Genomic DNA, 12,917 nt, shown 5'->3' with positions numbered 1-12,917 from the left:
GCAAGCCCGCTCCCACAGGCACCCCGCCGAACCTGAACATGGTGGTGATCCTGTAGGCGCGGCGGTTCGGCGCCCCGACTTGCCCTCGAAGGGCACACCGCCGACTCAACAGGAAGCCACCAACTCAGCCATTCGCATCAGCACCGCATGCAACCCGTTGCTGCGCGAGGGCGACAATTGGCGCTCCAGCCCAAGTTGGGTGAACCACTCGCGCAGATCCAGGCCAGCCAGTTGCGTACCGGTCATCCCCTGCACCCGCACCAGCAGCAACGCCAGCAAACCACGCAACAGCCGCGCGTCGCTGGCGGCCTTGAACCGCCATTGCCCATCCTGCTGCTGCGCCACCAACCACACCAGGCTCTCGCAGCCATGCACGCGGTTGGCCTCGACCTTGTCCGCCTCGCCGAGCGGCTCGAGGCGGTCGCCCCACTGCATCAACAGCCGCGCACGCTGTTCCCAGCCGCGTGCCTGTTCGAAATGATCCAAGGCTTCCCGGGCCTCTGCCGGCAGGTTCATTGCAGCAGCTCCAGGCCTTGGTCGAGCGCATCGAAGAAGCGTTGCAAGTCGTCGCTGTCGTTGTACAGCCCTAGCGAAACCCGGATCGCGCCGTCCAGCCCCAACCCCTTTAGTAACGGCATGGCGCAATGGTGCCCGGCGCGCACGGCGATGCCTTGCTCGGTGAGGACGTGGGCGATATCGGCGTTATGCACGCCGTCGATGACGAAGCTGGCCAGCGCCGCCTGAGGGGCGCCGAGCAGACGTACGCCTTCGCGGTCGGCCAGGCCGCGCAGCAAATGCTGGTGCAGGTTCGCTTCGTGGACCTGGACGGCCTGCAGGTCGAGGCTGGCCAGGTAGTCCAGCGTCGCACCCAGGGCGATCACCGCGCCGATTGGCGGCGTGCCGGCCTCGAACCCCAGTGGCGCGGGGCGGAAACTGGCCCCCTGGTAATCGGCCAATTGCACCATTTCGCCGCCGAACTGCCAGTGGCGCAGCAGCCCCAGCGCCTCGGAGCGCCCATACAGCACGCCGACGCCTTCCGGGCCATACAGCTTGTGGCCGGAGAACACATAGAAGTCACAGCCCAACTGGCTCACATCGGTGCGTCCATGAACGACCCCCTGTGCCCCGTCGACCACGGTCAGCGCGCCTTGGGCACGGGCGTGGGCGAGCAGGGCGGGCAAGGGCTGCCAGGTGCCCAACACGTTGGATAGCTGGCTCACGGCCAGCACTCGGGTGCGCGGGCCGATCAGTTGCAGGGCCTGCTCCAGATCGATAAAGCCGCGACTATCCAGCGGCAGCACGACCAGGCGCAGGTTGCGTCGCTGCGCCAGTTGTTGCCAGGGCAACAGGTTGGCGTGGTGCTCGAGGGCGCTGATGGCGATTTCGTCCCCCGGCTCGAAACGGTATTCCAGGCCGTAGGCCAGCAGGTTCAGTGCCGAGGTGGCGCCGTGGGTGAAGACGATCTGCCGGGAGTCGGCAGCATTGAGCCAGGCCGCCAGCTTGTCACGGCTTGCCTCGAAAGCCTGGGTCGCCAAGGCGCCGGGCAAATGCTGGGCCCGGTGCACGTTGGCCGCGCCATGGCCGTAGTAATGGCCGAGGGCGTCGATCAGGGCTTGGGGCTTCTGGGTGGTGGCGGCGCTGTCCAGGTAGGTCTGGTGCTGCCGTTGCAGGGCGGCGATGGCTGGGAAATCGGCACGCCAGGGGGAGGGCTGGAACATGTGAGCGGGGCCTGGAATGAAAAATCGGGTCTGACACGACATCAGACCCGATCTTATCACTTCAAACCGAGCAGGGTTCTCAGTTGTGGGCGTGCAGCGCCTCATTCAGCTCGATGGCCGACTTGTGGGTCTTGCACTCCACAGCGCCGTTCAGCGAGTTGCGGCGGAACAGCAGGTCGGTCTGGCCGGCCAGGTCGCGCGCCTTGACCACCTTGACCAGGACGTTGTTCTCGTCCAGCAGGTTCACCTTGGTACCTGCGGTGATGTACAGGCCGGCTTCGACGGTGTTGCGGTCGCCCAGTGGGATGCCGATACCGGCGTTGGCGCCGATCAGGCAGCCTTCGCCCACCTTGATGACGATGTTGCCGCCACCGGACAGGGTGCCCATGGTCGAGCAGCCGCCGCCCAGGTCCGAACCCTTGCCGACGAATACGCCAGCGGATACGCGGCCTTCGATCATGCCTGGGCCTTCGGTGCCAGCGTTAAAGTTGACGAAGCCTTCGTGCATGATGGTGGTGCCTTCGCCGATGTAGGCGCCCAGGCGCACGCGGGCGGTGTCGGCGATACGCACGCCGGCCGGGACCACGTAGTCGGTCATCTTCGGGAACTTGTCGACCGAGAACACTTCCAGCAGCTCGCCCTTCAGGCGCGCTTCCAGTTGCAGTTCGGCCAGTTCGCTCAGGTCGACGGCGCCCTGGTTGGTCCAGGCCACGTTCGGCAGCAGCGGGAAGATACCGGCCAGGCTCACGCCGTGCGGCTTGACCAGGCGGTGCGAGAGCAGGTGCAGCTTGAGGTAGGCCTCTGGGGTCGAGGTCAGGGCGGCGTCTTCGGCCAGCACGGTGGCGACCAGCGGCTTGTGGCTTTCTGCCAGGCGGGTCAGCAGGGCGGCCTGGGCTGCGTCGACGCCTTTCACGGCCTCGGCCAGTTGGGCGGCCTGGGCAGTGCTGAAGGTGATCGCCTGGTTGCCACCTTCGTACCCGAGGATCGGTGCCACGGCGGCGACCAGTTCGGCGCTCGGGTTGACCAGGGGTTGTGCGTAGAAGACTTCCAGCCAGGTGCCCTGGCGGTTCTGGGAGCCGACACCGAAGGCCAGGCTGAACAGAGTGTTGGACATAGGATTACCTCATGCGAAATAGGGGGTGGAACGTAGACCGGTTCAGGCCAGCGCTGCGGCGTACAGGTCGGGCTTGAAGCCGACCAGGGTGCGTTTGCCGAGGTCGAGCACCGGGCGTTTGATCATCGACGGCTGGGCCAGCATCAGTTCGACGGCCTTGGCCTGGTCGAGATCGGCCTTGCTGGCGTCGTCGAGCTTGCGGAAGGTGGTGCCGGCACGGTTGAGGATGACTTCCCAGCCGTGTTCGTCACACCAGCGGTTGAGGCTGTCGCGGTCGATGCCCTGGGTCTTGTAGTCGTGGAATTCGTAGCCGATGGCCTGGTCTTCGAGCCAGGTGCGGGCTTTTTTCATGGTGTCGCAGGCTTTTATGCCGTAGAGCGTATAGGTCATCGTGTTCATTGGGGAGGCGCCACCCCAATCTCTCCGTTGCCGAATGTCAGTCGCGGGATTATGCGGGAACGATCGGTCGAGCGCCACGGTTGCGACGGGTTGGACTTGTGATGAACGGGCGCCTTCGACAGTTGCCTACTATGTGCAAGTTGCGTATGGTTTGCCGCATGGAAGCCATTTTTTTTCGAGACGTCGATCTTCACCGCCACCGTGTCGGACTACCTGAGCGATGATGAGTACAAGGCGTTGCAGCAGGATTTGCTGACAAACCCCGAGTGCGGCGACGTGATGCCTCGCACGGGTGGTTTCAGGAAGCTCCGCTGGGGAGACAGGCGCCGAGGCAAGGGCAAGCGCGGCGGCCTGCGGGTCATTTACTACTGGTTGTCCAGCGATGGGCAAATGTGGATGTTCGCTATTTACGACAAGGACGAACTTGAGAATCTCACCTGTGAACAGGAGAGGGCTTTGAAACAGGCCATCACTGCTGAGGTCGAGGCGCGTAAAGCGAAGCGATCGGTCAAGCAGAGGAGGAATTGAATGAAAAAGCGCGATTTGTTTGCCGAACTGATGAGCGGCATCGACGATATGCACGCTCAGCGCGAAGGGAAAATCACGTTGCGTCAGCATCACGTCAAGGTAACCGATGCACCCAAGGTCACATCGCAGGAAATCGTGGCCATTCGCGAACGCCTGCGTATGTCGCAAGAGGTATTCGCGAGGTGCATACGGACCAAGGCTGCCACGCTCAGGAATTGGGAGCAGGACAAGGCTAGCCCCAACCCGCAAGCCGCCATGCTTTTGAAACTCGTCGAAAAGTACCCAGATATGCTCGAACGGCTGGAAGCTGTCTGAGTGCGTGACCCTGCAATGACCCGCCTAGGCGGGTTTTTGTTTTTAAGGCCTAGGAAGCATTGTGTTACATATTCGCCCTCCACTTGCGACTATCGTGCAGCGGCTCCGTTGCTTCAGGCGCCGCTAACATACTGTTTCAATGGCGATGTTTCGCCCCGTTGTCGTTTTAGGTTCACAAAGGAAGCTTTCACGGATGCAGTCCGCCTACACCGTCCTCATCCTGCTGACACTGGTAAGCGTCTCGAAACTGGTCGGCAGGGTGATCCCGCTGCCGCTCCCTCTGGTGCAGATCGCCGCTGGCGCATTGTTGGCCTGGCCGACCCTCGGCTTGCATGTTGCCCTCAATCCCGAGCTGTTCCTGTTCCTGTTCCTGCCGCCGCTGCTGTTCGCCGACGGCTGGCGTATCCCCAAGCGCGAGCTGTGGCGCATCCGCGGGCCAGTGGTGGCATTGGCGGTTGGCCTGGTGCTGTTCACCGTGGTCGGTGCGGGCCTGTTCATTCACTGGCTGCTGCCGTCCATCCCGCTGGCAGTCGCCTTCGCCCTGGCTGCGGTGCTGTCGCCTACCGACGCCGTGGCGGTGTCGGCCATCACCCAGGACCGCCTGCCAACGCCGCTGATGCACATGCTGCAAGGCGAGGCGTTGATGAACGACGCTTCGGGTCTGGTGACCTTCAAGTTTGCCCTGGCCGCGGCAATTACCGGGGTGTTCTCGCTGACCGACGCCAGCGTCAGTTTCGTCCTGGTTGCCCTCGGAGGCCTGGCGGTGGGGGTGGCCTTGAGTTGGCTGATCGGCCGGCTACGTACCTGGATGATCGCGCGTGGCTGGGACGATCCGGCGACCCACGTGGTATTCATGCTGCTGTTGCCGTTTGCCGCCTACGTGCTGGCCGAGCGCCTGGGGGTGTCGGGCATTCTTTCGGCGGTGGCGGCCGGCATGATGCAGAGCTGGCTTGACCTGCTGCCGCGCCAGACCAGCACCCGTTTGCTCAACCGCAGCGTCTGGTCGTTGCTGGAGTTCGCCTTCAACGGCCTGATCTTCCTGCTGTTGGGCCTGCAATTGCCGGACATCATCAAGGCCGTGGTCAGCCACGAGGCCACGGTCTGGCCAACCCTGGCCTGGCGCTGCCTGGACGTGGTGGCGATCTTCGCCGCGCTGATCCTGTTGCGGTTCATCTGGGTACAAAGCATCTGGCGAGCTATCGGCGTGGTCCGCCGCTGGCGCGGCAAGCCGGCGCTGGTACTGCTGCCCACCACGCGCTCGTGCTGGCTGATGACGCTGGGGGGCGTGCGTGGTGCGGTGACCTTGGCCGGCGTGATGTCGATCCCGCTGTTGATGGGGGCGGGCAAGGCATTCCCCGAGCGTGACCTGCTGATCTTCATCGCTGCCGGGGTGATCCTGCTGTCGTTGATCAGTGCCTGTATCGCCCTGCCGCTGCTGTTGCGCGGGGTGACCAAGAGCCCTGACGAGCGCTTGCACCAGGAAGTCCAGGAGGCTTGGCGGCGTACGGTGGAGGCGGCGATCCATGCGCTGGAGGCCGAGGAGGTCATCGATGCCAACGCGCCCCAGGATGCCGCCCAGGCGACCCTGGCTACCGAGCTGAAAGCGCGGTTGATGGCCGAGTACCGGGCCGAGCTAGACAGCTACAACGACACCGCCGAGGCGCGAGCCCTGGCCGAGCAGATGGACTTGCTGGAGCGTCGTTTGCGTGTGCGCGCGCTGCGGGCGCAGCGGCTGGAGCTGTACAACCTGCATCGCCAGCATCTGGTGGGCGATGAGGTGGTACGGCAGGTGCTCGGTGAGCTGGACATGAGCGAGGCCAACCTGGGGCCGGTCAAGTAGATCTGCCTGGGAATGGGGCGCAAAGCGCCCCGGACCCATCAGCGGCTTTGCAGGAAGGCGCGAATCCGCTCCGCTGCCTCGATGCATTCTGCCAGCGGCGCGACCAGTGCCATGCGCACCCGCCCAGCCCCTGGGTTGACGCCATCCACCTCACGCGACAGGTACGAGCCCGGCACCACGGTCACGTGCTGCGCCTCGAACAGGTCACGGGTGAAGTCGGCATCGCTGCCGGGCACCTTGGCCCACAGGTAGAAACTGCCATCCGGGCGCTGCACGTCCATCACTGGCTGCAGGATGTCGAGCACGGCGTCGTACTTGGCCCGGTACTGATCGCGGTTCTCGCGAACATGGGCTTCGTCCTGCCAGGCGGCGATGCTGGCCAGCTGGGTCTGCACCGGCATGGCGCAGCCATGGTAGGTGCGGTACAGCAGGAACGGCTTGATGATCTCGGCGTCGCCGGCCACGAAGCCCGAGCGCAGCCCCGGCAAGTTGGAACGCTTGGACAGGCTGTGGAACACCACGCAACGCTTGAAGTCGCTGCGACCGAGCTCGGCGCAGGCGGTCAGCAGGCCCGGTGGTGGTGCATCCTCGTCGAAGTACAGCTCGCTGTAGCACTCGTCGGCGGCGATCACGAAGTCGTGCTCGTCGGCTAGGGCGATCAGCTTCTTCAGGGTATCCATCGGCACCAAGGCGCCGGTCGGGTTGCCTGGCGAGCAGAGGAAGAGGATCTGGCAACGTTTCCAGACCTCGGCCGGCACGGCGTCGAAGTCGGGGTTGAAGCCGTTGTTTTCCAGGCACGGCAGGTAGTGCGGGGTGGCACCTGCCAGCAGCGCGGCACCTTCGTAGATCTGGTAGAACGGGTTGGGGCTGATCACCAGTCCGTCATCGGCACGGTTGACCACGGCTTGGGTGAAGGCGAACAGCGCCTCGCGGGTGCCATTGACCGGCAGCACGTGGCGGTCGGCGTCCAGCCAGCCGGCCGGCACGCCGAAACGGCGCTCGCACCATTGGGCAATGGCCTGGCGCAGGGCCGGCAAGCCGATGGTGCTGGGGTAGACGGCCAGTTTGTCGAGGTTGTCGGCCATGGCTTGGGCGACGAATGCCGGCGATTCGTGCTTCGGCTCACCGATCGACAGGGCAATGGCGCGTTTGTCTGCGGCTGGCTTCACGCTACCCAGCAGGGCGCGGAGTTTCTCGAACGGGTAGGGCTGCAGCTGGGTCAAGGCATGGTTCATCGGCGCAAGGTCTCGTCAATCGTCTATCTAATCGTTAAAAGGTCACGCGGCTGGGGCTGGCGTCGCTGCCCTGGCCTGCCTGCAGTTGCTGCACGATGGCTTCCTGCAGGCGGCTGCACAACTGCGGGTCGGACAGCGGCTGATTGTCGGCGTCGGTGATGAAGAACACGTCCTCCACCCGCTCGCCGAGCGTGGCGATCTTGGCGTTCTGCAGCGACAGGTCGAACTCCAGGAAGATCCGCCCGATCCTGGCCAGAAGCCCCGGCCGGTCGGGGGCGATGATCTCGAGGACGGTCACCGGTCGTTGGGCGTCGTTGTGGATGGTCACCTGCGGAGCGAACGTGAAGTGCTTGAGCTGGCGCGGTACCCGGCGCTGAATGATGGTCGGGTAGTCCTCGGGGGTGCGCAAGGCTTCGGTCAGCCCCTCGCGTATCTGCTTGACCCGCTGCGGGTTGTCACCGATCGAGCCGCCGTCGTTGTCGAGCACGATGTAGGTGTCGAGGGTGAATTGACTGCTGGAGGTGATGATCCGCGCATCGTGGATGTTCAGGTTCAACTGCGACATGGCGGCCACCGTCACGGCGAAGAAGTCGTGCTGGTCGGGGGCGTAGATGAAGATCTGGGTGCCGCCTTCGAACTCGCGCTGGGTGGTTTCCTTGATCAGCACCAGCGGCCCGCCATCGGCCGGCTGCTGGAGGATCGCATCGCTGTGCCAGGCCACGTCGGCGGCGGTGTGCTTGAGGAAATAGTCATCCCCCAGCTGTGACCATAGCTGTTCGACGTCGTCCGGGTCGGTGCCTTCGCGGATCAGGATGTCCAGGGCCGCGCTTTGCGTCTGGCGAATCTGCTCCTCGCGGTCCAGCGGGTTCTCCAGGCCCCGGCGCAAGGCGCGCTTGGTCTCGGTGTAGAGTTGGCGCAGCAGGCTGGCGCGCCAGGAGTTCCACAAGCTGGGGTTGGTGGCGTTGATGTCGGCCACGGTCAGCACATAGAGGTAGTCCAGGCGGGTCTCGTCGCCCACGTGCAAGGCGAAATCGTTGATCACCTGTGGGTCGGACAGGTCCTTGCGCTGGGCGGTGGTGGACATCACCAGGTGGTTTTGCACCAGCCAGACGATCAGGCGCGAATCCCAGGCCGGCAGTTGATGGCGTTCGCAGAACTTCTGCGCATCCACCGCGCCGAGCTCGGAGTGGTCGCCCTGGCGACCCTTGCCGATGTCGTGGTACAGGCCGGCCAGGTAGATCAGCTCGGGCTTGGGCAGGCGGCCCATGAGCTTGCTGGCCAGCGGGAATTTCTCGGACACCGGCGTGTACTGCAGCTTGCGCAGGTGCTTGATGAGATTGAGGGTGTGCGCGTCCACGGTATAGATGTGGAACAGGTCGTGCTGCATCTGCCCGACGATCAGGCCGAATTCCGGCAGGTAGCGCCCGAGGATCCCGTAGCGGTTCATCCGGCGCAGGTTGCGGTGGATGCCGACCTCGCACTTGAAGAGTTCGATGAACAGGCTGGTGTTGCGGATATCGTTGCGGAAGGTCTCGTCGATCAGGTGCCGATGCTCGCGCAGCAGGCGCACGGTGTCGGCGCGCACGCCCTTGATCTCCGGGTGCTGGGCCATCAGCACGAAAATCTCCAGCATGGCGAACGGCGTGCGTTTGAACACGTTGGCGTGGGCTGCCTCGATATAGCCGTCGTGCAGGCGGAAGCGGGCATTGAGTGGCTGGGTGCTGCCGCTGTCGTCGTCGGCGAGGATGACTTCCTCGAAATGCTGGATGATCAGGTCGCACAGCTGGCTGATGCTCATCACCACCCGGTAGTACTGCTGCATGAACTGCTCGATGGCGCGCTTGGGGTTCTCGTCGCTGTAGCCCAGCAGCGCGGCGATGCTGCGCTGGTGGTCGAACAGCAGGCGGTCCTCGGAGCGCCCCGCGAGCATGTGCAGCGCGTAACGCACCTTCCACAGGAAGTCCTGGGAGGAAGCCAGCAGCTCGTTCTCGCTTTCCAGCAGGAAGCCTTCACCGGCCAGCGCGTGGAGGTTCAGGGTGCCGTACTGGCGCCGGGCCACCCAGAGCACCGTCTGGATGTCGCGCAGCCCACCGGGCGAACCCTTGACGTTGGGCTCGAGGTTGTACTCGGTGTCGTTGTACTTGTGATGGCGAGCCTTGAGCTCGGCGCGCTTGGCCAGGAAGAACTCCCTGCTCGGCCACATGTTGGCGGTGCTGGTCACCTCCAGCATGCGCTGGCGCAGGGCCTCGGGGCCGGCGATGGTACGGCTTTCCATCAGGTTGGTGATTACCGTCAGGTCGGCGCGGGCCTGCTCGGCGCATTCGCCGACGCTGCGCACGCTCTGGCCGACTTCCAGGCCGATGTCCCAGAGCAGGGTCAGGAAGCGCTCGATGGCTTCGCGGTACTGCTCATGCTCGGCGGCACCGAGCAGGATCAACAGGTCGATGTCAGAGTGCGGGTGGAGTTCGCCGCGGCCATAGCCGCCTACCGCCACCAGGGCGATGCCGCCGGCATCGCCCCAGTCGAACTGGTTCCACGCCTGTTGCAGGATATTGTCGACGAGCCAGGCGCGATCCTCGATCAGGCTACGGATTTCCCGACCTTCGCGAAAACGCTTGTCGAGCACCTCGCCGGCCTGGCGGATGGCCTTCTTGAAAGCGGCGATGGGGCTTGCCTTGAGGGCCAGTTCCGCCTGGAACTGGCCACGGTCGAACAGCTCGGGGTCCACCTGGGGCATGCTGTCGCGTTCCTGTCGTAAAGTGGCCGGGTAAGGTCAGGCGGAAGTGCGCGGGATGGTGTCGTCCTTGCGCAGGGTGAAGATTTCGTAGCCGGTGGCGGTCACCACCAGGGTGTGTTCCCACTGGGCCGAGAGTTTGCGGTCCTTGGTGATGGCGGTCCAGCCGTCGCCCAGCACCTTGGTGTCGGCCTTGCCCTGGTTGATCATCGGCTCGATGGTGAAGGTCATGCCTTCCTTGAGTTCCATGCCGGTGCCGGCCTTGCCGTAGTGGAGGATCTGCGGCTCTTCATGGAATACCTTGCCGATGCCGTGGCCGCAGAATTCGCGTACCACCGAGAAGCCGTTCTTTTCGGCGTGCTTCTGGATCACCTCGCCGATGTCGCCCAGGCGGCAGCCCGGCTTGACCAGCTCGATGGCCTTGTACATGCATTCCTGGGTGACCTTGGACAGGCGCTCGGCCCAGGCCGGCACGGTGCCTACGTGGAACATGCGGCTGGTGTCGCCGTGGTAGCCGTCCTTGATCACGGTGACGTCGATGTTCAGCGTGTCGCCGTCCTTCAGTGGTTTTTCACCGGGAATGCCGTGGCAGACGACGTGGTTGACCGATGTGCAGATCGACTTGGGGAAGCCCTTGTAGTTGAGCGGCGCCGGGATGGCCTGCTGGACATTGACGATATAGTCGTGGCACAGGCGGTCGAGCTCTTCGGTGGTGACGCCGGGCTTGACGTGTTCCTCGATCATTTCGAGCACTTCGGCGGCCAGGCGGCCGGCGATGCGCATCTTTTCGATGTCTTCTGCGGTCTTGATGGTAACGGTCATTGCAGGCTCTCTACGGCGCCATCTAGGGCGCGAACAAACGGGAAAGGCCGGATTCTACCAGAGCGGGGCTGCAATCTGTCGGGATAAAGGCGGCCAGGATGTGGTCCAATAGAAGGCATTCTGGCGCCAAAGCCTTGGTGCTGCAAAAGCCGCTGACGGACGCAACATTATCCGGGTTCCGTTTGCCGGCGGTCTGTGGTATAAAATGCGCCGCTTTCGGGGAGGTCCCCGGAAGCACAAACCCACACACGTGTCGACACGATGGCCTGGGTGCCCCGTTTCCCTCGAACTTGGTTCAGGAACGTGGGTTGGTCATTGGGATGCGTGGAGGCCCAACCCGACTTATCAAGGAACTATCATGTCCCAAGTCAACATGCGCGATATGCTGAAGGCCGGTGTGCACTTCGGCCACCAGACCCGTTACTGGAACCCGAAAATGGGCAAGTTCATTTTCGGCGCGCGCAACAAGATCCACATCATCAACCTGGAAAAAACCCTGCCAATGTTCAACGACGCTCTGGCGTTCGTAGAGCGCCTGGCTCAGGGCAAGAACAAGATCCTGTTCGTCGGTACCAAGCGTTCCGCTGGCAAGATCGTTGCCGAGCAAGCTGCTCGCGCAGGTTCGCCATACGTTGATCACCGTTGGTTGGGCGGCATGCTGACCAACTACAAAACCATCCGCGCCTCGATCAAGCGTCTGCGCGACCTGGAAACCCAGGCCGAAGATGGCACCTTTGCCAAGCTGACCAAGAAAGAAGCCCTGATGCGTTCGCGCGATCTGGAAAAGCTGGATCGTAGCCTGGGTGGTATCAAGGACATGGGCGGCCTGCCTGATGCCCTGTTCGTGATCGACGTCGATCACGAGCGCATTGCCATCACCGAAGCCAACAAGCTGGGCATCCCGGTTATCGGCGTTGTCGATACCAACAGCAGCCCAGAAGGCGTTGACTACGTCATCCCAGGTAACGACGACGCCATCCGCGCCATCGAGCTGTACATGACTTCGATGGCCGACGCCATCATCCGCGGCCGCAACAACGTTGCTGGTGGCACCGAAGTCTACGCTGAAGAAGCGGCTGCACCTGCTGCCGAGTAATAGGCGCTAGCGTCTACTTGGCACGCAAAAAGGGGGCTTTGCCCCCTTTTTGCCACCTTGAAATCCTGCTGTCAGCATCGCCCTCGCATCATGGTCGAGCTGAGATACCAGCAGCGGATTTGCAGAATTTAACGCCCGTGACGAACGGGTGGAATGGTTGAAAAACTTTCCAAGAGGATTTTGAAATGGCAGCAATTACTGCAGCGCTGGTCAAAGAACTGCGCGAGCGTACCGGCGAAGGCATGATGGATTGCAAGAAGGCCCTGGAAAAGGCCGGCGGCGACATCGAAAAAGCCATTGACGACATGCGTGCCTCGGGCGCCATCAAGGCCGCCAAGAAGGCCGGCAACGTCGCTGCTGAAGGCGCTATCGCCGTCAAGACCGACGGCAAGGCCGCGGTCCTGCTGGAAGTCAACTCGCAGACCGACTTCCTGGCCCTGCAAGACGACTTCAAGAACTTCGTGGCCGAAAGCCTGGAAGAAGCCTTCGCCCAGAAGCTGACCGACGCAGCTCCGCTGATCGCATCGCGTGAAGCCGCTCGTGAAGCCCTGGTCGCCAAGTGCGGCGAGAACGTCAACATCCGTCGCCTGGTGCGCGTTGAGGGTGACGTTGTCGGTGCCTACCTGCACGGCAACAAGATCGGCGCTGCCGTTGTTCTGAAGGGCGGCGACATCGAGCTGGCCAAGAACATCGCCATGCACGTTGCCGCTTCGAACCCAGAGTTCCTGGATTCGTCGGAAATCTCCGCCGAGGCCATCGAGCGCGAGAAGGGCGTCTTCCTGCAGCTGAACGCTGACAAGATCGCCGGCAAGCCGGAAAACATCGTTGAAAACATGGTCAACGGTCGTATCGCCAAGTTCAAGGCCGAAGCCTCGCTGAAAGAGCAGGCTTTCGTCATGAACCCGGAAGTCAAGGTTGGCGAGCTGGCCAAGAAAGCCGGTGCTGAAATCGTTTCCTTCACCTACTTCAAGGTTGGCGAAGGCATCGAGAAGCCCGTCGACGACTTCGCTGCCGAAGTTGCCGCTCAGGTAGCTGCTGCCAAGCAGTAAGACAGCCCCGTCTGTCGCCCCAAAGAGGCTGCCCGCTCACGCGCGCAGCCTCTTTGTCAAAACGGAG

The 12,917-nt window shown here is 63.3% G+C and carries 12 protein-coding genes; 5 read left to right on the top strand and 7 right to left on the bottom strand.

The window, feature by feature from the left end:
• Positions 1-105 precede the first annotated feature (105 nt).
• The 4 genes from E6B08_RS24420 to E6B08_RS24405 form a co-directional block, all read right to left on the bottom strand.
• Positions 106-516 (bottom strand): SufE family protein, encoded by a 411-nt coding sequence (locus E6B08_RS24420; RefSeq protein WP_136916311.1) that lies wholly within the window; start codon positions 514-516, stop codon positions 106-108.
• A complete protein-coding gene (locus E6B08_RS24415; protein WP_136916310.1) occupies positions 513-1,718 on the bottom strand; it encodes a cysteine desulfurase in 1,206 nt (401 codons plus the stop codon). Before E6B08_RS24415 ends, E6B08_RS24420 begins: the two co-directional genes overlap by 4 nt.
• Positions 1,719-1,797: 79 nt before the next feature.
• Positions 1,798-2,832 (bottom strand): 2,3,4,5-tetrahydropyridine-2,6-dicarboxylate N-succinyltransferase, encoded by a 1,035-nt coding sequence (dapD, locus tag E6B08_RS24410; RefSeq protein ID WP_136916309.1) that lies wholly within the window; start codon positions 2,830-2,832, stop codon positions 1,798-1,800.
• A gap of 42 nt (positions 2,833-2,874) precedes the next feature.
• Positions 2,875-3,222: an ArsC family reductase gene (locus tag E6B08_RS24405; RefSeq protein ID WP_192938703.1), complete on the bottom strand. Its 348-nt coding sequence runs from the start codon at positions 3,220-3,222 to the stop codon at positions 2,875-2,877.
• Positions 3,223-3,432: 210 nt separating this feature from the next.
• On the opposite strand from E6B08_RS24405, the gene E6B08_RS24400 reads away from it, so the two are divergent.
• From E6B08_RS24400 to E6B08_RS24390, 3 genes are all read left to right on the top strand, one after another.
• Positions 3,433-3,759, top strand: coding sequence for a hypothetical protein (locus E6B08_RS24400; protein WP_322349398.1), 327 nt, complete (start codon positions 3,433-3,435; stop codon positions 3,757-3,759).
• Entirely contained in the window at positions 3,760-4,074 is a 315-nt protein-coding gene (locus E6B08_RS24395) for a helix-turn-helix domain-containing protein (RefSeq protein ID WP_136916306.1), read from the top strand.
• 193 nt (positions 4,075-4,267) lie between these two features.
• Positions 4,268-5,914, top strand: coding sequence for a Na+/H+ antiporter (locus tag E6B08_RS24390; RefSeq protein ID WP_136916305.1), 1,647 nt, complete (start codon positions 4,268-4,270; stop codon positions 5,912-5,914).
• A 38-nt stretch (positions 5,915-5,952) separates the two neighbouring features.
• Here the strand turns inward: E6B08_RS24390 and dapC are convergent, their stop codons facing one another.
• From dapC to map, 3 genes are read right to left on the bottom strand one after another with little or no spacing between them, the layout of a single operon-like run.
• Positions 5,953-7,149: a succinyldiaminopimelate transaminase gene (gene dapC, locus E6B08_RS24385; RefSeq protein WP_136916304.1), complete on the bottom strand. Its 1,197-nt coding sequence runs from the start codon at positions 7,147-7,149 to the stop codon at positions 5,953-5,955.
• 34 nt (positions 7,150-7,183) lie between these two features.
• Positions 7,184-9,886, bottom strand: a complete 2,703-nt coding sequence (locus tag E6B08_RS24380) for a [protein-PII] uridylyltransferase (RefSeq protein ID WP_136916303.1) — start codon at positions 9,884-9,886, stop codon at positions 7,184-7,186.
• A 36-nt stretch (positions 9,887-9,922) separates the two neighbouring features.
• Complete coding sequence (gene map / locus E6B08_RS24375; RefSeq protein ID WP_133326028.1) at positions 9,923-10,705, bottom strand: type I methionyl aminopeptidase; 783 nt, start codon at positions 10,703-10,705, stop codon at positions 9,923-9,925.
• Between the two features lie 358 nt (positions 10,706-11,063).
• Between map and rpsB the strand changes: the two genes are divergently transcribed.
• Positions 11,064-11,801, top strand: coding sequence for a 30S ribosomal protein S2 (gene rpsB, locus E6B08_RS24370; RefSeq protein WP_133326026.1), 738 nt, complete (start codon positions 11,064-11,066; stop codon positions 11,799-11,801).
• 185 nt (positions 11,802-11,986) lie between these two features.
• A complete protein-coding gene (tsf, locus tag E6B08_RS24365; RefSeq protein ID WP_085673257.1) occupies positions 11,987-12,850 on the top strand; it encodes a translation elongation factor Ts in 864 nt (287 codons plus the stop codon).
• Positions 12,851-12,917: the final 67 nt, after the last annotated feature.

It is taken from the genome of Pseudomonas putida, assembly GCF_005080685.1.
GTDB classification, from domain to species: domain Bacteria; phylum Pseudomonadota; class Gammaproteobacteria; order Pseudomonadales; family Pseudomonadaceae; genus Aquipseudomonas; species Aquipseudomonas putida_V.
The sequence above is the reverse complement of the archived record's forward strand: the minus strand, read 5'-3'. Positions and strand labels throughout refer to the sequence as shown.